General features: G+C 69.9%; 14 protein-coding genes, 2 tRNA genes and 1 pseudogene. 10 read left to right on the top strand and 7 right to left on the bottom strand.

Annotated elements, in window-relative coordinates:
- Positions 1-275: 275 nt before the first annotated feature.
- Together ABZ845_RS23920 and ABZ845_RS23915 are read right to left on the bottom strand one after the other, a co-directional pair.
- Positions 276-608, bottom strand: a complete 333-nt coding sequence (locus tag ABZ845_RS23920; protein ID WP_360982891.1) for a hypothetical protein — start codon at positions 606-608, stop codon at positions 276-278.
- A 181-nt stretch (positions 609-789) separates the two neighbouring features.
- Positions 790-1665, bottom strand: a complete 876-nt coding sequence (locus tag ABZ845_RS23915) for a bifunctional DNA primase/polymerase (protein WP_360982889.1) — start codon at positions 1663-1665, stop codon at positions 790-792.
- A gap of 342 nt (positions 1666-2007) precedes the next feature.
- Between ABZ845_RS23915 and ABZ845_RS23910 the strand changes: the two genes are divergently transcribed.
- From ABZ845_RS23910 to ABZ845_RS23885, 6 genes are all read left to right on the top strand, one after another.
- Positions 2008-2319 (top strand): hypothetical protein, encoded by a 312-nt coding sequence (locus tag ABZ845_RS23910; protein ID WP_360982887.1) that lies wholly within the window; start codon positions 2008-2010, stop codon positions 2317-2319.
- Positions 2320-2520: 201 nt separating this feature from the next.
- Entirely contained in the window at positions 2521-3435 is a 915-nt protein-coding gene (locus ABZ845_RS23905; protein WP_360982957.1) for a bifunctional MaoC family dehydratase N-terminal/OB-fold nucleic acid binding domain-containing protein, read from the top strand.
- Positions 3436-3490: 55 nt separating this feature from the next.
- The gene (locus tag ABZ845_RS23900) at positions 3491-3892 is read left to right on the top strand and encodes an acyl dehydratase (RefSeq protein WP_360982955.1); all 402 of its coding nucleotides are present in this window, start codon (positions 3491-3493) and stop codon (positions 3890-3892) included.
- Positions 3889-5055 carry a lipid-transfer protein gene (locus tag ABZ845_RS23895; RefSeq protein WP_360982886.1) on the top strand — a complete coding sequence of 389 codons (1167 nt, stop codon included), beginning with the start codon at positions 3889-3891 and terminating at the stop codon, positions 5053-5055. The genes ABZ845_RS23900 and ABZ845_RS23895 overlap by 4 nt, the downstream gene beginning before the upstream one ends.
- Positions 5056-5258: 203 nt before the next feature.
- Positions 5259-5813 (top strand): SigE family RNA polymerase sigma factor, encoded by a 555-nt coding sequence (locus tag ABZ845_RS23890; RefSeq protein ID WP_360982884.1) that lies wholly within the window; start codon positions 5259-5261, stop codon positions 5811-5813.
- Between the two features lie 132 nt (positions 5814-5945).
- Complete coding sequence (locus ABZ845_RS23885) at positions 5946-7601, top strand: long-chain fatty acid--CoA ligase (protein WP_360982882.1); 1656 nt, start codon at positions 5946-5948, stop codon at positions 7599-7601.
- Positions 7602-7719: 118 nt separating this feature from the next.
- On the opposite strand, the gene ABZ845_RS23880 is transcribed toward ABZ845_RS23885, so the two are convergent.
- The gene (locus ABZ845_RS23880; RefSeq protein ID WP_360982880.1) at positions 7720-11889 is read right to left on the bottom strand and encodes a PAS domain-containing protein; all 4170 of its coding nucleotides are present in this window, start codon (positions 11887-11889) and stop codon (positions 7720-7722) included.
- A gap of 186 nt (positions 11890-12075) precedes the next feature.
- Positions 12076-12552 carry an SSI family serine proteinase inhibitor gene (locus ABZ845_RS23875; RefSeq protein WP_360982878.1) on the bottom strand — a complete coding sequence of 159 codons (477 nt, stop codon included), beginning with the start codon at positions 12550-12552 and terminating at the stop codon, positions 12076-12078.
- A 296-nt stretch (positions 12553-12848) separates the two neighbouring features.
- Between ABZ845_RS23875 and ABZ845_RS23870 the strand changes: the two genes are divergently transcribed.
- Both ABZ845_RS23870 and ABZ845_RS23865 read left to right on the top strand, forming a co-directional pair.
- A tRNA-Ser gene (locus ABZ845_RS23870) sits at positions 12849-12939 on the top strand.
- A 213-nt stretch (positions 12940-13152) separates the two neighbouring features.
- Positions 13153-13225, top strand: a tRNA-Arg gene (locus ABZ845_RS23865).
- Positions 13226-13325: 100 nt separating this feature from the next.
- On the opposite strand, the pseudogene ABZ845_RS23860 reads toward ABZ845_RS23865, so the two are convergent.
- Positions 13326-14351 (bottom strand): annotated as a pseudogene (locus tag ABZ845_RS23860) (site-specific integrase); the annotation flags it as partial.
- Positions 14352-14981: 630 nt separating this feature from the next.
- Here ABZ845_RS23860 and ABZ845_RS23855 point away from each other — a divergent pair.
- Both ABZ845_RS23855 and ABZ845_RS23850 read left to right on the top strand, forming a co-directional pair.
- Positions 14982-16067: a hypothetical protein gene (locus tag ABZ845_RS23855; protein ID WP_360982876.1), complete on the top strand. Its 1086-nt coding sequence runs from the start codon at positions 14982-14984 to the stop codon at positions 16065-16067.
- A gap of 515 nt (positions 16068-16582) precedes the next feature.
- Entirely contained in the window at positions 16583-16882 is a 300-nt protein-coding gene (locus ABZ845_RS23850; RefSeq protein WP_360982874.1) for a hypothetical protein, read from the top strand.
- A 244-nt stretch (positions 16883-17126) separates the two neighbouring features.
- Here ABZ845_RS23850 and ABZ845_RS23845 read toward each other — a convergent pair whose 3' ends face one another.
- Both ABZ845_RS23845 and ABZ845_RS23840 read right to left on the bottom strand, forming a co-directional pair.
- A complete protein-coding gene (locus ABZ845_RS23845; protein ID WP_360982872.1) occupies positions 17127-17354 on the bottom strand; it encodes a hypothetical protein in 228 nt (75 codons plus the stop codon).
- A 144-nt stretch (positions 17355-17498) separates the two neighbouring features.
- Positions 17499-18875: a hypothetical protein gene (locus tag ABZ845_RS23840; protein ID WP_360982870.1), complete on the bottom strand. Its 1377-nt coding sequence runs from the start codon at positions 18873-18875 to the stop codon at positions 17499-17501.
- Between the last annotated feature and the right edge of the window lie 209 nt (positions 18876-19084).

The raw sequence follows: 19084 nt of genomic DNA, 5'->3' as shown, positions 1-19084 counted from the left end.
AGGCCGGGCGGCGTCGGCAGGGCTGATCAAGCAGCCGTGGCAGCGGACTCCTGGCTCAGAGGACACGATCATGAGCCAGGGGCGCGCGGCGGGCACGGCGACGACGATGACGGGTCCGCCATGGCACTCGTGCGCCCACCGCCAGGTCGACGGCCTCTGATCAGGTGAAGCGGTCAGGGGCCGTTGTGCTGCGCGATGCCGGCGCGTCGAGCGGGAGCAGTGCCTTCGTCGCGGGCTTTCCAGCCGCTCGTGCTTTTCCTACCGTTCGTGTTCGCCTACTGCTCGTAGGGGTTGAAGCACTTGAGCGCGGACCAGCCGTAGATCACCTTGTGGTCCTTGCGGACCACCTTGCCGTAGATCCAGGCCTTGTCGACCTTGATGTCCTTGTAGCCCTTGTAGTCCACCTTTGTGCCGTACATGGTGTCGCCCTTGTAAGCGACGCCATTGATCTTCGCGCTGGTGTTGGAATTCGCTCGTATGTTGACCGAGCTGCATGTGGCCTTCAGCTTCCACGTGGAAGCCGCCGACGCGGACTCGGCGCTCAGCCCGAGCGCTCCTATCGCGAGGGTGGTAGCGCTCAGTACCGCCACCAGTGATTTCTTCAACATGGTCGTGCTCCTTGTCAGCGGAAAAGGCCGCGGATCGAATCCGGCCTGTAGATCCTGCGCGGGGTTGCGGCCCCGCGTCGTGTCCGCGTGGGCGGACACCGCTGCCTAGTAAACCCCCCTCATGACGCGCGAGTTTGACAGGTGGTCAACAGCATTTCGACAGATCATCAACGACGGTCCGTCAGGGCCGGCGGCCCGTCATCCGTGCCGCAGAGGCGAGCGTCGAGCGGGCCTCGTGGTGGGTGAGGCCGGTGCGGACGGCCGCCTCGGTCAGTGCGGGGGCCAGCTCAAGGCCGATGCCGTTCTCGTACGCACGGCAGGCGGCCCAGAAGAGGCGGGTGTTGCGCTGGCCCTGGTGCGCGGAGAGGACGAACTGGACCAGGCCCTGGCCGTGCCCTCCGGCCGCCGGGGGCGTGGGACGGCGGATGCTCGGCGGCGGGGGCACGAGCAGGCGCAGCAGGGCGGGTGGGCAGGGAGCGGGCGCCAGATGGGCGGTACCGGGCGCCATGCCGTAGAGCCCGTGAGCCGTGCGTGATCCAGGGCCGACGAGATAGCCGCCTGCCCCCCGGATGTCGATGCCGGGGGCCAGTCGGCTCGCGGAGTTGGGGACCACGACATCGGGCGGACCGCTCAGCCATAGATGGCGTCCGCCGCTCGGGGTCAGCACGACCACCGTCTCGGGGATGGTGAACAGATGGCGCAGCGCGAGTTCGCGCAGGGCCGCCGAGGAGTCGGTGCCGGACTTGGTGTCGAGGTCGACGCCGATCAGATGGTGGGGGCGCAGACCGCAGGCGATGCCGTAGCCGGTGGCCCAGGGTGCGGCTGCGAACAGTTCGCGGATACGGCGGGGGTCGGTGGAAGCGTCGTACACCCCGTGCCCGAAGCGACCGCAGGCGCCATGGCATGCCTGGGCCGTCGGATCCGGGTCGTCATGGTGGGGGGAGCGCAGGGCGGGCAGCTTCGTCCGGGACAGCGGGATCACCGCCAGTCCCCGCTCCGCGGCGGACAGGGCGTGGGCCAGGGCCAGGGTGGTGGCCTGCCGGTCGGTGGTGGCCATGGATCCATGTTCGTACGTACGTTCGAAAAAAGGAAGGCCGTTCTCGATGGATCTTGAATGCGGCCCCTGCCGGTCTTCCGGTCCGTGAGAGGGCCCCCTGTCGGGTGGCTCCGGCATGGCGGCCGACGGTGAAATATGCCGAAAGGGGTTTATCGATATTTGCTCACGCTTCAGGGCGAATCACGGCTTCCGGAGTGGTTCGGCGGCGATCCGCTGGGCAACCCTGAAGTCGCGACGTCGCGCATCGTCCGAGGTGGTTGGCCAACTGCCTTGGATCCAGACCCACTTCACGTGCGTTCAGTCCGGCGACCGGGCCGGAAGGCACCGTTCTGGAGGAAACACATGGCAACCATCCGTACCGCCCGCGTCCTCGCCGCTGTCGCGGCCCTGCCTCTCACCGCCGCCCTCTTCACGGGCGTCGCCACGGCGGACAACGGCGCGCTCGCGGACGACGGATCGAACGCGGCGTCCGCGAGCATCACCGGCAGCGGGGTCGGGCACGACAACAGCGGGAATTCCTCCACCACGCAGCAGCAGGCGGTGGGCTACGGCGCCTCGAACCGGAGCAACACCGCCCAGGTGAACCGCTCGGCGTTCACGGCCATCGACCAGAGGAACGAGACCGTGTTCGTCAACTTCACTCACCTGTGGTGAGCACGGGGCCGGTGCGCCGTCTCCGGCCCTGAATGTCTGCGGTGAGTGCTTCCCAGGGTCATCACACGTCCGTGCGGCGGTACTTCGGTACCGCCGCACAGACGTTTTCCGGGCCTTGACAGAGGCACCGAATCTGACGGACATTCAGGAACTGCCAGACGGTCGGCAGACGTTCGGCGGGATGCGGAGGAGGGGGCGGTGATGGAGACGGAGACGGCGATGACGGAGGAGTTCGCCGCGCGTCTGAAGGCGTACGAGGGACGCCCGGCCGCGGCCGGGGGGATCGGCAAGGACCACGTCAACGCGCCGATGATCCGTCACTGGTGCGAGGCGATGGGCGACACCAGCCCCGCGTACACCGGCCCGGACGCGATCGCCCCGCCCACCATGCTCCAGGTGTGGACGATGGGCGGGCTCTCGGGCCACACGGGAGGGCGCGCGGAGGCGTACGACGAGCTGCTCACACTCCTCGACGGCGCCGGATGCACCGCGGTCGTCGCCACCGACTGCGAGCAGGAGTATCTGCGCCCGCTGCGGCCCGGGGACGAGGTCGGGTTCGACGCGGTGATCGAGTCGGTGTCGGACCGGAAGCGTACGAAGCTCGGCACCGGGTACTTCGTGACGACGCGCATGGACGTACGCGTGGACGGCGAGCTGGTGGGGACCCACCGCTTCCGGATCCTCAAGTACGCCCCCGATCACGCGAAGTCCGGCGGCAGAAGGCCCCGCCCCGTGATCAACCGGGACAATGCCGGGTTCTGGGAGGGCGTGGCCCGCCACCGTCTGCTGATACAGCGGTGCGCCGGCTGCGGAACCCTGCGTTTCCCCTGGCTGCCGGGGTGCAACGCCTGCGGCTGCCTGGAGTGGGACACGGTCGAGGCGAGCGGCGAGGGCACGGTCTACTCGTACGTCGTCATGCACCACCCGCCCTTCCCCGCCTTCGACCCCCCGTACGCGGTCGGCGTGATCGAGCTGGCGGAAGGGGTGCGGATCGTCAGCAACGTGATCGGGGTGCCGTACGACAAGGTGCGCATCGGGATGCCCGTACGCCTCACGTTCGAGCGGTACGACGACGAGCTGGAGCTTCCGGTGTTCCGGGCCGGGGACGGAGGCTGACATGGACCTCACCGGGAACCCCGCGGAGCCCGGGAACGCCGCGGACACCGGGGCGGTGCGGGCAGGGGACCAGCTCCCGCCGCTGGAGATCGAGATCACCCGCACGCTGATCGTGGCCGGGGCCATCGCGTCCCGGGACTACCAGGACGTGCACCATGACGCGGACCTCGCCCGCGCCAAGGGCTCTCCCGACATCTTCATGAACATTCTGACGACCAACGGCCTGGTCGGGCGCTATGTCACGGACCACTTCGGCCCGGACGCGACTCTGCGCAAGGTGGCCATACGCCTCGGCGCACCCAACCACCCCGGCGACATGATGGTGTTGACCGGCACGGTCGAGGCGGTCGACGGGAACACGGCGACGGTGCGGGTGGTCGGGGTGAACGGCGTCGGGCGGCATGTCACCGGCACGGTCACGATCACGGTCGGGGTCCCTGGAGGCGATGCCCGATGAGCGCCCGGACGAGGGACGCCCTGGGCGGGCGGGCGGCGGTCGTCGGGATCGGGGCCACCGAGTTCTCCAAGGAGTCGGGGCGCAGCGAGCTGCGCCTGGCCGTGGAGGCGGTGCGGGCGGCGCTGGACGACGCGGGGCTCACGCCCGCCGACGTGGACGGCATGGTCACGTTCACGATGGACAACAATCCCGAGATCACCGTGGCGCAGGCGGCCGGCATGGGCGAGCTGTCCTTCTTCTCCCGGATCCACTACGGGGGCGGAGCGGCCTGCGCGACGGTCCAGCAGGCCGCGCTCGCGGTGGCGACCGGGGTGGCCGAGGTCGTGGTCTGCTACCGCGCGTTCAATGAACGCTCTGGCCGCCGTTTCGGCTCCGGTGTGCAGCGGCGCGAGCCGTCGGCGGAGGGTACGGCGATGGGCTGGTCGCTGCCGTTCGGGCTGCTCACCCCCGCGTCCTGGGTGGCGATGGCGGCCCAGCGCTATCTGCACACCTACGGCCTGACCTCTGAGGCGTTCGGCCAGGTGGCCGTCGTGGACCGCACGTACGCGGCGACGAACCCGGCGGCGTACTTCCACGGCAGGCCCATCACGCTCGCCGACCACGCCGCCTCGCGCTGGATCGTGGAGCCGCTGCGGCTGCTCGACTGCTGCCAGGAGACGGACGGCGCCCAGGCGCTGGTGGTCACCTCGGTGGAGCGGGCACGCGACCTGCCGCACCCGCCCGCCGTGATCACGGCCGCCGCCCAGGGCGCCGGACGCGCCCAGGAGCAGATGACCAGCTTCTACCGGGACGACCTGACCGGACTGCCGGAGATGGGCGTGGTGGCGCGCCAGCTGTGGCGGACGTCGGGGATGGGGCCCGGGGACATCGATGTGGGCATCCTCTACGACCACTTCACCCCGTTCGTGCTGATGCAGCTGGAGGAGTTCGGGTTCTGTGAGCCGGGCGGGGGCGCGGACTTCGTGGCCGCTCGGAGGCTGCCGCTGAACACCCACGGGGGGCAGCTGGGCGAGGCGTATCTGCACGGGATGAACGGGATCGCGGAGGCCGTACGGCAACTGCGCGGCACCGCGGTCAACCAGGTGCCGGGCGCCGCTCGCACCCTGGTCACCGCGGGGACCGGCGTCCCTACCTCCGGGCTCGTCCTGACGGCTGACGGCTGACGGCGGCCGGCCGGCCGCCGGGCCAAGGCCGGTGTGTTACCGGCCGGTGGGCTGTGCGGCGTTCCTCCGACCCTCAGGGGGTGGGGGCGGCCTCGTCCACCTTCAGGAGGTGGGGTCAGCCCCTCGCATACAACCTGAGGGGGATGCTGCTTCGGGACCTGCGGCCGATCCGCGCGGGCGGGGGGCGAACCTAGCGTGGAGCCATGACCACACCCGTCTGCACCAGCGCATCGAACGCCGCTGCACCAGCGAGGCAGACCCTTACCTACCCGTCGTTCGCCTCGTACATGAGGGACCGTCAGCCAGTGCTGCTGCGGACCGCCCGGTCGCTGACCGCGAACCCGAGCGACGCGGAGGACCTGCTGCAGACCGCGCTGACGAAGACGTACGTCGCCTGGGACCGGATCGAGGACCACCGCGCGCTCGACGGCTATGTACGCCGGGCTCTGGTGAACACACGGACGTCGCAGTGGCGCAAGCGCAAGGTCGACGAGTACGTGTGCGACGAACTGCCCGAGCCGGAGGAGCTGCCCGCCGGGGACCCGGCCGAGGCGCAGGCGCTGCACGACGCCATGTGGCGGGCGATCATGAAGCTGCCCGCACGCCAGCGGGCGATGGTGGTCCTGCGGTATTACGAGGACCTGAGCGAGGCCCAGACGGCACAGGTGCTCGGCGTCTCCATAGGCACGGTCAAGTCGGCGGTCTCGCGGGCCCTGGGCAAGCTCCGGGAGGATCCCGAGCTGGAGCCGGTGCGCTGAGCCCGCAGGGGCCCCGGGGGACCCGATGTGGGATCGATCATGCCCGGCCCTAGTGACATACCACTTGGTATGTGCGCAGAATCAGCGGAGCCCTCTACCCACGCGTAGGAACATGTCGCTCCGGAGGATGCCGTGCTGAGCACCATGCAGGATGTACCGCTGACCGTCACCCGCATCCTCCTGCATGGCATGCGGGTGCACGGGTCGTCCAGGATCTCCACCTGGACGGGAGAGGGCGAGCCGCAGCGCCGCAGCTTCGCCGAGGCGGGAGCCCGCGCGGCCCAGCTCGCGCATGCCTTGCGGGACGACCTCGGTGTCCGCGGTGACGACCGGGTCGCGACGCTCATGTGGAACAACGCCGAGCACGTCGAGACGTACTTCGCCGTGCCGTCCATGGGCGCCGTCCTGCACACGCTGAACCTCCGCCTGCCCGCCGAGCAACTGGTGTGGATCGTCAACCACGCCGCCGACAAGGTCGTCATCGTCAACGGCTCGCTGCTCCCGCTGCTCGCGCCGCTGCTGCCGCAGCTGCCGACGGTCGAGCACATCGTCGTCTCGGGCCCCGGCGACCGTGCCCTCCTCGACGGCACGCGCGCACAGGTCCACGAGTACGAGGAACTGATCGCGGGCAAGCCCACGGCCTTCGACTGGCCGGAGCTCGACGAACGCCGGGCCGCCGCCATGTGCTACACCTCCGGCACCACGGGCGACCCCAAGGGCGTGGTGTACAGCCACCGCTCGATCTACCTGCACTCCATGCAGGTCAATATGACGCAGTCCATGGGCCTGACGGACCAGGACACCTCGCTCGTCGTCGTCCCGCAGTTCCACGTCAACGCGTGGGGGCTGCCGCACGCGACCTTTATGACCGGCGTGAACATGCTGATGCCGGACCGCTTCCTGCAGCCCGCCCCGCTCGCCGAGATGATCGAGAGCGAGCGGCCCACGCATGCCGCCGCCGTCCCCACCATCTGGCAGGGCCTGCTCGCCGAGCTGACCGCCAGGCCCCGCGACGTCTCGACCCTCGGCCAGGTCACCATCGGGGGCTCGGCCTGCCCGCCCTCCCTCATGACGGCCTTCGACCGGCTCGGCATGCGGGTCTGCCACGCCTGGGGCATGACGGAGACCTCCCCGCTGGGCACGGTCTCCCGTCCCCCGGCCCACGCCGTCGGCACAGAGGAGGAGTTCGCCTACCGGCTCACCCAGGGGCGCTTCCCCGCGGGCGTAGAGGCCCGCCTCACCGGTCCCGACGGCGCACGGCTGCCCTGGGACGGCGAGTCCGCGGGCGAGCTGGAGGTGCGCGGCCCATGGATCGCAGGGGCGTACTACAACGGCCCCGACGCCGAACCCCTGCGCCCGGCCGACAAGTTCAGCGAGGACGGCTGGCTCAAGACCGGTGACGTCGGCACCATCAGCCCCGATGGCTTCCTCACCCTCACCGACCGGGCCAAGGACGTCATCAAGTCGGGCGGCGAGTGGATCTCCTCGGTGGATCTGGAGAACGCTCTGATGTCCCACCCGGACGTCGCCGAGGCGGCCGTGGTCGCCGTTCCGGACGACAAGTGGGGCGAACGCCCGCTCGCGACCGTCGTGCTGAAGGCGGGCGCCACCGCCGACTTCGCCACCCTGCGCTCCTTCCTCGAAGAGGAGGCCAGGATCGCCAGGTGGCAGCTCCCCGAGCGCTGGACCGTCGTCGAGTCGGTGCCCAAGACGAGCGTCGGCAAGTTCGACAAGAAGGTCCTGCGCCGGCAGTACGCCGCTGGTGAACTGGACGTCACGCACATCTAGGGCCGGTTGCCCCTCGTCGCGGCGCCAGGGCTGCGCGCGGACACGGAGAGATCAGAGAAGGGGTGCTGTTTCACGTGAAACAGCACCCCTTGTGTTATACGTCCCTTCCAAAGGGCGCTCAGTTGGTGCCGATCCGCGCCAGCAGATCCACGATCCGCTCCTGGACCTCGTCGCTCGTCGAGCGCTCCGCCAGGAACAGGACCGTCTCCCCCGAGACCAGCCGCGGCAGCTCCGCCTGGTCGACGGCGGTCGTGTAGACCACGAGCGGGGTGCGGTCGAGCAGCTTGTTGGCACGCAGCCAGTCGACGACTCCGGCCTGACGGCGGTGCACCTGCATCAGGTCCATCACCACCAGGTTCGGCCGCATCTGCGCCGCCAGCGTGACCGCGTCCGCGTCCGAAGCCGCCCGAGCGACCTGCATACCGCGCCGCTCCAGCGCCGCCGTGAGCGCCAGTGCGATCTCCGCGTGCTCCTCGATGAGCAGGACACGCGGCGGATGCTGCTCGGAGTCGCGCGGCGCGAGCGCCTTCAGGAGCACGGCCGGGTCGGCGCCGTACGCCGCCTCGCGCGTCGCCTGTCCGAGTCCCGCCGTGACCAGTACGGGCACCTCGGCGGCCACCGCCGCCTGGCGCAGCGACTGCAGAGCGGTCCGTGTGATCGGGCCGGTGAGCGGGTCCACGAAGAGCGCGGCCGGGAAGGCGGCGATCTGCGCGCTGATCTCCTCACGGGAGTTGACGACGACGGGCCGGTAGCCGCGGTCGCTGAGCGCCTGCTGGGTCGTGGCATCCGGCTCCGGCCACACGAGCAGCCGCCGCGGATTGTCCAGCGGCTCCGGGGGCAGCTCGTCGTCCATCGGCTGGGCCTGGGGCCGGTCGGCGACCTCGATGGCCCCGCCGGGTCCGTCGAGCGGCTCGGGGCCTTCGGCGGCGTTCTCGTCGGGGGCCCCTATGGCGTACGACCGGCCGGCGCCCTCGGTGGCTCCGGTCAGACGCGACTTTCCGGCCAGCGAGGGCTGCGCCGGGAGCGGAGCCGGCGTGGCCGCCGAGGCCGCCGTAGCGACCGTGGCCTGCGGATGCGGGCGGGCCGTCGTCTCGGGGTGCTGGCCCGTGGGCTCGGGCGGTGTGCCCAGCTTGCGGCGGCGACCCGAAGCGCTCGGCTGATGCGGGGGAGGCGTGGCCGACTGAGGGCGGGGCTGGACGGCCCCCGGCTGCGCGCTCTGACGTGCGAAGGGCACGCCCTGCCCGAGCGTCCGCACGCTGAACGCCCGTCCCTGTGTCGAGTTCGGGTCGACGGGCGCGCTCGCCTCGGCGGGCAGCGGCTGGGCGGCCCGAGGCTTGGCGGTACCCGGCCGGGGAGCCCCTGGTGCGGCACCCCGTTCCGGAGGCAGCGGGGTGCCCGCGGAAGGAGTGGACTGCCGAGTGGACTGCTGCGGTATGGGCGTCCCGGTTCCGGGGGTGTCCGCGGAGGCGGGCCAGGCCCCCGGGGGCACCGGAGTGCCGGTGGCGGGGGTGGCCGCGGCAGGTACGCCGCCCGCGGGGGTCCCCTGCGCGGGCACCGGCTGCGGCTGCGTCATGGTCCCCGGGGCGGCGACGGGCTGCCGGGGCAGGGGCTGGGGCGGCACGGTGGCGGGCACCGGCAGTGGCTGCCCGGATCCTCCCTGGCCTCCCGGCGTGTTCTGAGGCCTGAGCCCCTGCGGCGGAACGGCCTGAGCGGCCGTGGCGAGGCCGGGCACGCCTTGTGCGGGCACGGGCTGCGAGGCCTTCCGCGCGGGCGCACCCTGGGGCGGCACCGACGCGGTGGCCGGCACCGGGTGCGGCTGCGGCGGGGTGTGGTCCTCGGCTCGGTCGTGCGGGGCTGGGTCGTGGCGGCCCTCGACGGCCTGGCCGGGGGCGGGGATGCTCCGTTCCGGCACGCGATCCGCTTCGGCGGGCGGCAGCGCGAACACCGTACGGGGAGCGGAATCCGCGGCGGCGGCGCGCTCGTTCGCGGCGGCCAGGGCACGCCGGCGGCGCCCGGTCGGCGTGGCATCGGTGTCGGCGGCCGGATCGCCGCCGGTGTCGTCGTCCGAGGGCTGGGTGGCGGAGGCCGCGGGCAGCGCCGGCGGCAGGGCCTGAGGCTCGGCGTTGCGGCGCGCGCGTCGGCCGGTGGGGGCGACGGGGACACCCCCGGGCGGCACGGTCTCCCCCAGCCCGGCCGCCGGGGCCCCGGCGGCGTGCTCGGCGGCGGTCGTGACCGCACCCTCGGCAACGGCTTCGGCACCGTTCTCGGCCGGGCTCGGGCGTCCGCGCCGCCGTCCCGTGCCACCGGACGCCGGGGCTTCCGGGGCACCGTCACCCGGGGCGGCCGCCGTGAGGGCGGGTGTACCGGCGGCGGGCTCCTCGGCCGAGCGTCGCCTGCGCCGTCCGGTGGGTGCCGCTGCCGCCGTGTCGGATGCGGGCGCGGGGGCGGGCGCGGAGGCGCCGACCTCGCTCTCCAGGAAGGCGTCGACGGACGACCGTCGGGCCCGGCGGCGCCCGCCGCTCTGCTGCTTGGGGGCGGCCTGCTCGACCGGTGCGTTCTCGATCGGAGCGAGCTCGGCGCCGGGCCGGTCCGAGGCCACTGCGACCGCGGGCGCAGCCATGGCACCCGCACCGCCTCCGATCGGCACCTCGAGCACGTATGCGTTGCCGCTCATGCCCGGAACCTCGTGCGTCTGCAGCACACCGCCGTGCGCACGCACGATGCCGCCGACGATCGGCTGGTGCACCGGGTCTCCCCCGGCGTACGGGCCGCGTACCTCGATCCGGACGACCTCGCCTCGCTGGGCTGCCGCCACGACGACGGTGTTGTCCATGTAACCGCCCGCCGTGACGGGCGCGTTGCCCGTGGCATCGACGCCCGCCACGTCCGCGACGAGATGCGCGAGCGCCTGCGCGAGGCGCCGCGGGTCGACCTCGGCCTCGATGGGCGGGGCGTGCACGGCGAACTGCACACGGCCGGGGCCAATGAGTTCGATGGCGCCCTCGACACCGGCGGCGACGACCGCGTCGAGCATCACGGCGGTCCGTACGAGCTCGTCGGCGCCGGAGTCCAGCCGCTGGTAGCCGAGGACGTTGTTCACGAGGGTCGTGATGCGGGAGTAACCGGCCGCGAGGTGATGGAGCACCTGGTTGGCCTCGGGCCACAGCTGGCCGGCGTCGTCCGCCGCCAGCTTGGCCAGCTCACCGCGCAGCTCCTCGATGGGGCCGCGCAGGGACTGGCCGAGCATCGCGAGCAGTTGGTCGTGCCGGGCGGCCAGCGCCTCGTAGCGGTCCTTCTCGCGTTCCCCGAGCGCGGCGTAGCGCTCGTCACCGGCCGCGAGCTCCTCCGTGTGCTTCTCGTGCAGCCCGTCGAGTTCCGCGCTGTGCTTCTCGCCGAGCCGTTCCAGCTCCTGCCCGTGCTCCTCGGCGAGCCGTGCCAGCTCGTCCTCATGCCGCTTCACGGCATCGTCCCGCTCCGCGGTGAGCGACTCGAGCGGGCGCCGGTCCGTGAACGTCAGCACGGCGCCGACGAGCTGCTCCCCGTCGCGCACGGGCGCGGTCGTCAGGTCGACCGGCACCTGGTGCCCGGCCTTGGACCACAGCACCTGACCGCGCACCCGGTGCTTGCGCCCGGAGCGCAGGGTGTCGTGCAGCGGGGATTCCGAGTACGGGAACGGGGCGCCGTCCTCGCGGGAGTGCAGTACGAGGGTGTGCAGCTCCTTGCCGCCCAGGTCACTGGCGCGGTAGCCGAGTATCTGGGCGGCGGCGGGGTTGACCAGCACGATCCGCCCGTCGGTGTCCGTGCCCACCACGCCCTCGGCCGCGGCCCGGAGGATCATCTCGGTCTGGCGCTGGGAGCGGGCGAGTTCGGCCTCTGTGTCGACGGTGCCCGACAGATCGCGGACGACGAGCATCAGCAGCTCGTCGCCGGTGTAGCCGGAGCCGTCGTACGCCTGCCTGCCGTCCTCGAGGTGGGCGCTGGTGACCTCGACCGGGAACTCGCTGCCGTCCGTCCGGCGGGCCGTCATCCGCGTCGGCTTGGTGCGCCCGCTGGAGTCGGTGGAGTCCGGCCGCCGCATCGACCCGGGGATCAGCCGCGAGTCGAAGTGAGGCAGAAGATCCAGAAGGCCGCGGCCCACCAGGGCGGTTCCGGGCGCTTCGAAGGCCTCGAGGGCGATGGTGTTGGCGTTGACGACGGTTCCGTTGGCGTTGACCAGCACCAATGCGTCGGGAAGCGCGTCAAGTATGGCAGCGAGGCGAGCAGCGCCTCGGGATGGCCTGCTGCTCACGAGACGCTTCCTCCCTGTTACCGCACCTTGCCGACCGCGGGGCCATCTTGCCAATCGGCCCGCTGCGTGTCACGCGAGGGAGTCTACGGGCAGTGGCCCGGCCCCGGGCGCCGGATGAGAGGGAGGTCGCACGCGGAAGTGACGCAGAACCTGTGACTGGGCAGGCCGGCGCGCGGAAGCGGCATATCACCCGTGGCGCCACCCCGCGCCGATGGTGGCCCTGCGGGACGGGGTCTGCGAGCGCACGTCCGGCAGCAGCGGGACGAGATTGTCCCAGCGGGCGATCTGGCAGCCGTTGCTGCGGTTGTACCGGGCGTCGACCGGCCGGCCGGCCCAGATGCCGGTGACGCGCGCGGTGGCCGGACCGCCGTACTCCAGCGTGCACAGGCTGCGGGGCGGCACCTTGGCGAACGGGTCCCGGCCCCAGACGGTCCGCTGGTCCAGTGCCTGGCACGCACGAGCCGGGTCCGGGTGGCTGCCACTGCCCGGGTGGCAGCGCAGGACATACGTTCCGTCCGCGGGCCCCGTGTGGCGCACGGTGACGACGAGCCGGTCACCAGGGAAGGGGAGGCGGCCGTGGGCGTACGCGGTGGCGGGCGCCGAGACGGCCGACAGAAGGGCGACGGCGCCGAGGACCATGGCGCGCGAGGTGATCTGGAACATGCCCTGGTTAACGGCGGCACCAGGAGTCGGTTGCGCTCCGGGACCGGTGATCCGCCCGGTCGGCCGAGCAAGAGGTGGACCCGGTGAGTCGGGCGGGACGGACGGGGCGGGTGGGGTGCGACCCCGCCGGCGCTCCGTGGAACCGCGGGACGACGGCGAAGCCCCCGAGGCTCACGGCCCAGTGCTTTGCCCTGTGGCCTTCCCGCCTAGTACCGTAGGGGTCAATTGGTGACAGCCCGCTAGGCTGTGTCATCATCTGCACGCACCAATCGCGCGCTCGCGTGAGAGGTTGTGCTGGAGGCGTCGCCTAGTCCGGTCTATGGCGCCGCACTGCTAATGCGGTTTGGGCCTTAAAGCCCATCGAGGGTTCAAATCCCTCCGCCTCCGCGCTTGATCACCGAAGCCCCGGTCCACGCGACCGGGGCTTCGGCGTTTCCACCCTCGCCCCGGGGCGCCGCGCCCACCGTCCTGCGGTGCGTTTTCCCAGTTCACAAGGGGTGTGCCAAATGGATTTCACATGGCGGCGGCAGTCATGTAATGTTCTTCCTGTCGCCGCGAGCGGGCCGGAAGGGCCGGGAACGGCGAAGAAAAACAAAACAAGCACTCGTAGCTTAACGGATAGAGCATCTGACTACGGATCAGAAGGTTGCAGGTTCGAATCCTGCCGAGTGCACACAGGTCAAAGCCCCCTCGGGATCACTCCGGAGGGGGCTTTGTCGTGCCGTACAGCAGCGAAGTACAGCAACCGTGTCAGCCGGTACCGCCCATGGCAGTCGGGTGTTCCGCAGTGGGATGACCCGGACCCCGGCGCGGCGTGCCCGCAAGCCGAACATGCGGGTGAGGTTGCCTGGTTCGATCGGGGTGCCGTACTTCGTGGTGAAGACCAGACCGGCAGTGTCCTGCCAGAGATCTCCAGCCGCCTTCCGGTCGCCGATCTGCTGAGCGCGACGCAGGCGAAGCGCCTTCAGGCAGAGCGCTGGCACAGGAAGGAAGTCGTCGGATTCCTCGGTCTTGGTCTCACGGTGCAGGATCTGGCGTCCGGCCCGCTGGATCTGATGATCCACATAGAGTTCGCCGGTTTCGAAGTCGATCGACTTCCAGGTCAGGCCAAGCACCTCACCCCGGCGAAGGCCGAGGCAGAGCACGAGCATTCAGGCCGCGAACAGGTGATCGCTGCGAGCGGCGCAGTCGGCCAGGAACCGGCCCGCCTCGGCGACTGACCACGGCTTGATCTTCTTCCGCCGAGGCTTGGGGACCTTGACCAGAGAGGCCACGTTCTTGCTGATCTCCTCCTCCGTCACGGCATGGGTGAGGGCTGCACGGAGATCATCACGAGCCACCTGGACGACACGTCGCGACGGGTGCGCCTCACAGCACTCCCCGATAGCGCAGCAGAGCTGAGCCTCGCGTCGACGCTTAGCGTCCTTGCCTTGAGCACAGCACTGGCACGTGGCCACCAGCTTATTGATCCACTCGCGCACGTCCCGGACCGTGAGCTTGTCGATCCGCTTCGCTCCTAGGTACGGATCGATGTAGAGCCGCACCGAACCCTCGTACGAGACGTATGTCAGGGGCGCGAGGTTCGGCTTCACGATCTCGTTGAGCCAGTAGGAGAGGAAGACAGCGAGGGTACGGTGCCGAGTGGCTACCGGCCCATTCTTCGCCTCGGTGTGCAGCTTGATCCACTTGTCGTGAACCTCGTCGCGGGTCTTGCCGTAGACGTACTTCCGCTTGCGCTTACCGTCCGGGGTGTCGACCCAGACGTACGCGGCGAAGCCGTTCTTGTACGGGTAGATCAAGGCACCCGGCTGCGCTCCGCCTCGCCGGGCGCGCTTCCCGGCTCCGCTCCGGGCGACGCTCCTGCCTCCGGCCCGCTCCGCCCGCGCTGCGCCGACGCGCGCCCACACATCGATAGGGCCAGAGGCCATGAGTCGATCACCGCATAGAGCGGCCCACGGTCAAGACATTGCCTCCGGCGGGGGATCGGCCGACACCGGGAGCAGGGGGCGCCGTAGCCGACCGCGGCTCCATAGTGGCGTGCGCGGGGAGCTCCCATCCCGTACGCCATCGACCCAGGCAAAGCCGAGCAGACGCGGCCCAGGGCGTCAAGGTCGTTCGTACAGCGGCGCGCTCCACCTTGACGCCCTGAACCGCGCCCGCTCCACCGTGTGTGGGTCGACGGCAGACGGGATGGGAGCTGGGGAGTGTGGTGGGTTGAGCAACGAGTGCCCAGCGCGTGACTCCGTGGCGCCAGGCAGGGCCCCTTTGGCGTACTCGTCTGAGTACATACGGGGGAACAGGTGGCACGGCTGCCGCCTGGAAACGAACGGCGGTTCGTAGGTTGCGCACAATCGCCCCCGCGTTTCGGGCATTAGAGGCAGGGGCTTCAAACATGTGCGACCCCATCGCTGGAGAGAAGGCAGACACGCATGTTCACACTCCGGGCTCTTATCGGCGCGGCCCTTACGGTCGCGTCCGTCACTGTGGGCACCACGGCCCCGGCGACCGCCAATTCCGGAGGTGACCACGTCCGGTGCAGCGAGGCGGCCCTCAAGCAGGCGGTCTTCGACGTCAACGCCGCAGGCGGTGGGACACTGAGGCTTGCCAAGCACTGCACCTACACGCTCACCACGCCGGACAACGACTCCAACGGTCTGCCCGTGATCACCACGAAGATCACCATCCTCGGCAACGACAGCACCATCAGACGCGTCTCCGCGACCGACTTCCGCATCTTCCAGATCGACGGACCGAACGGAGACCTCACCCTCAAAGACCTCACCGTCCGGGACGGTCACACGTCGGGCCGGGGCGGCGGCATCTGGCTCCGCGCCAGCGGTGCCAGACTCACACTCGACGCGGTCACGCTCACCAAGAACTTCTCCGACCTTCAAGGCGGAGCGATCGCCAGCGACAACGGTAACGCGGTTACCGTCCGGGCCAGCAAACTCAGTTACAACACGGCGCGCTTCTCAGGCGCCATGGACCTGGAAAGCAGCATTGCAGAAGTCCGAAACAGCGACATCACCGGCAACACCTCTCGCAACAGCATCGGCGGGATCTACAGCAACGGCACCTTGACCCTCGACCACAGCAGGGTGACCGACAACTCCGCCGGACTCTTCGGCGGCGGCATCTACTCCGAGAAGATCGGGGCCGGGACTGCGACGGCGACCCTCAACGACACCGTCGTCCGCGGCAACACAGCGGCCGGCACCAACACCCTTGGTGGCGGTATCTACAACACAGGAGGCAGCACGCTTGTCCTCAACAGAACTCAAGTCTTCGCCAACAGGGTTATCGGCAGCGGCGGCCAGGGCGGTGGTATCGCCAACGACTTCGGCTCCATCGCAACACTCACGGACAGCTCGGTCACCTACAACTTCGCCAACACCGCTCCTGGCGGCATCTTCAACAGCGGCGCCACTACGACGCTGATCTCCACCGTCGTGACGAACAACAACCCCACCAACTGCACCCCCAGCGCCCCGCCGGTGACCGGCTGCGTCAACTGACTCGACCCACACCGGCCCGACGTTCGGCGCCCTCGTAGTGTCGGTACCCTCGCCCTGGTCGACGGGGCCGTTGATCGGAGAGGCCAGCGGCCCGTTCGTCTACTCCCCGATGCAGTGGAGCAGGGCCGAGGAAGCCTCCGCCTATGCGGCGACCCTCGCAGACTCCATGGGGCTTGTCTGCTTCGACCCTCAACAGAACCGGCTCAGACCGTGAAGCTGGAGGCGCGCCGCCGTCTCAGTTTCCGTCTCATTCAGCCCCGTTCACAGCCGTTCAGACGAGACCCCAAGCCAACCCCTCATCGGCAGCCAGCCGACCATGAACACAGGTGAACGACCCTGCACATGGCCCCACGAGCCACCAACAGACTTTGAAGGCGTGTGGGTCGACGGCGGACGGGATGGGAGCTGGGGAAGGTCGTGAGTTCCTGCCGGAACGGCAGTTCAGGGCGGTCTCGGATCCGTGCTCTGTGAGGCCACGGCCGCGATACGGTGCAACCTCCATGAAGGGGGCTGTGATGGAAGAGCAGGTTTGGCAGTTGCGTCGAGGTCATGAGGTCGTCGGTGTCCTCACGCTCGAAGCCGTCGACATGTTCTGGACCGACTGCCGGTTCGAGCCCTCAACTGGCTGGCCAGCCCTCAAGCCGTTCATTGACGCATCGCGGGCTGCATGGGAGCGGAAGGACGAGGACGCGGCCATCGCGGCCGACGAGGCCATCTATGCGCTTGGCCTTGAATTGGTGCCCGAAGGCGGGGGTGAGGTCATCAGAGACTTCCTGCTGAGGATCCACGGCGATACCGCACGCTTCCGGTACTGAGCCGTTGGGCCGGCGGTACAGCAGCGAAGTACAGCAACCCCGGCAACCGGTAGCGCCCCACGCCGACTCTCAGGGGCTTCCCGGCGGCCTGTATGACCGCTGATGACCGATCTCTGTAGAGCTACGGATCAGAAGGTTGCAGGTTCGAATCCTGCCGAGTGCGCACAAGGTCAAAGGCCCGTTGGGATCATGCCAACGGGCCTTTGACATCAGTCGGTGACATCAACGCGCCCGGAGTCGCCTCTCACTGATCGGCGTCCGGCTCCACCTCACCGTCCGATTTGGCGTCGGACCCGTCGAGATCGAGGGCGGCGTCCATCTGCTCGGCCGCTGCCCTCAGCGTCGTGTCCATTACGTGCGCGTAGGTGTCGAGCGTCATCGTGATCGTGCTGTGCCCCAGCGCCTCCATGATCGTGCGCGCGTCGACACCCTGCAGCTCACCCCGGCACATCCCCAGGACCAGGGCGAGCACGTGGAGCGCGTGCAGCCTGTCGTCCGGGGACTCAAAACCCCATGGCCCGGGGACTGCGGCGGTCCTGCCGCAGTCCCCGGCTTGCAGGGCGGTCCGGGGCGGACGGCGGTGAGCCGTCGGCCGGGGGTGTCACCTGTGGCGGTGCTAGCCGTGCCGGCGGTGGGCGCGGCAGTCGGAGAGCTGGAAGGAGGCGATACGGGTGTTCCAGTTTCCGGTGCCATCGGCCGGTTGGTACTGGTTGGTGTACCAGAACGTGCAGTTGTCCACCGGGTCGATCGCCATGGAGGTGTAGTCACCCCAGCGGTTGCTCCCGGTCTGGGAGCCTGCGCCGGTCCACACGGTGGTTTCCTGGAACGTCATCACGTTCCGCGGGTCGCGTGCCAGGCGCCCGGTCACACGGATCGAGGGATGGGTCTGGGAGGACGACTCCGAGTATCCCAGGGCGATGTCGCCCACCTTGTTCTGGGCTGCGGAGCCCATCCACCGGTACGTGGGCCCCGGAGCATAGGTGCTCTGCTGGTGGACGACCGGTTGGCCGTGGCGCAACCGCAGTTCGTACCAGCGCACGCCCACGCCGCCGAGGGCATCGACCGCTTGGTTGAAGACCAATGACTGGTGGTCGCCGAAGTTGCGGTAGGCGAATCGGTACATGGGTGAGTAGGAGAGCGAGTCCAGTTTCTGGTTGGTGCCGGCCTGAGGGACGCACTGGGTGGGATCGGTACTCTGACAGGCCGGGACGTAGGGGGCCACCTTGAGCTCCTTCGGGCCCGTGAAGGTGGTGCGGGCCTGGTTTCTCCAGTCGACGTGGAACCGCCAGTACTGCAGGCTGTCGTCGGTGGGACCGAGGTTGATCAGCAGGTTGGGCTCGCCCCGCGGGGGTGGGGTCTTGCCGTCGAGGTCCGAGCCGAGCGGGATGGTCGATGCCGGAACGGTGTAGCACTGCTGGTCGGCGTCGGCTCCGCGCAGCATCCTGTGCCGGTCCCAGGCGCACACCTCGAAGAGCGTCCCGGCGGCGGTGGCGGCCACGTAGTAGGCGTCCGGCCACACCGCGAACTTCGGGTGGTCGGGGAGGTTCTGATATCCGAATTCGTAGCGGTAGTACTCGCCGGTGGCGTCCGCGGTGCGGGAGACGCCCACGCACAGTCGATTCGTCGTGGTTCCGTCGTCGCTGGCGAACTGGTTGATGATCCAGCGATGAGCCAGGGAGTCCCAGCGGACTTCGGGGTCCCCGAGGAAGTCGCTCTGAGCGGTCTCGCACGGTCCGCCGAACCCGCTGAACAGGGTCTGGGTCGTCAGCGGCCCCAGTAGCGTGGCACCGGATTTGGAGTACACCGCGAGATCGAAGTTGGTGATCTCCACGACCTGACGGGAGCCTACCGAGGCGTTGGGGTCAGGAGGGACACCCCCGGCTTCCCGGATGCCCTCGAAATTGACGCCGAACCGGATCGGGCCCCGGTTGCCCTTGTGGTTCTGCACCACCCGGTCGGGACCCGTGGCCTTGGCGAGGGACGCGTGCGGCACCTTTCCGGGAGATGCGACGTGGGGGGCGCGCCGGAGTCGTCTGGATCCTTGGGCCAGGTCACGCAGCGGTGGCGAGGTGTCGTGGTGTACCGCGGGGCCGGAGTCGGGGGACCGAGTAGCGTGCGCGTGGACGGCCGGCCTGGGTGTGGCTCTGGCGGTGGGCGTGGCGGACCACGCCGAGGAGGCCACCAGCGCCGCTCCCACTGAGG

The sequence above is a fragment of the Streptomyces sp. NPDC047022 genome (genome assembly GCF_040644155.1).
Taxonomy (GTDB): Bacteria; Actinomycetota; Actinomycetes; order Streptomycetales; family Streptomycetaceae; genus Streptomyces.
The sequence above is the reverse complement of the archived record's forward strand: the minus strand, read 5'-3'. Positions and strand labels throughout refer to the sequence as shown.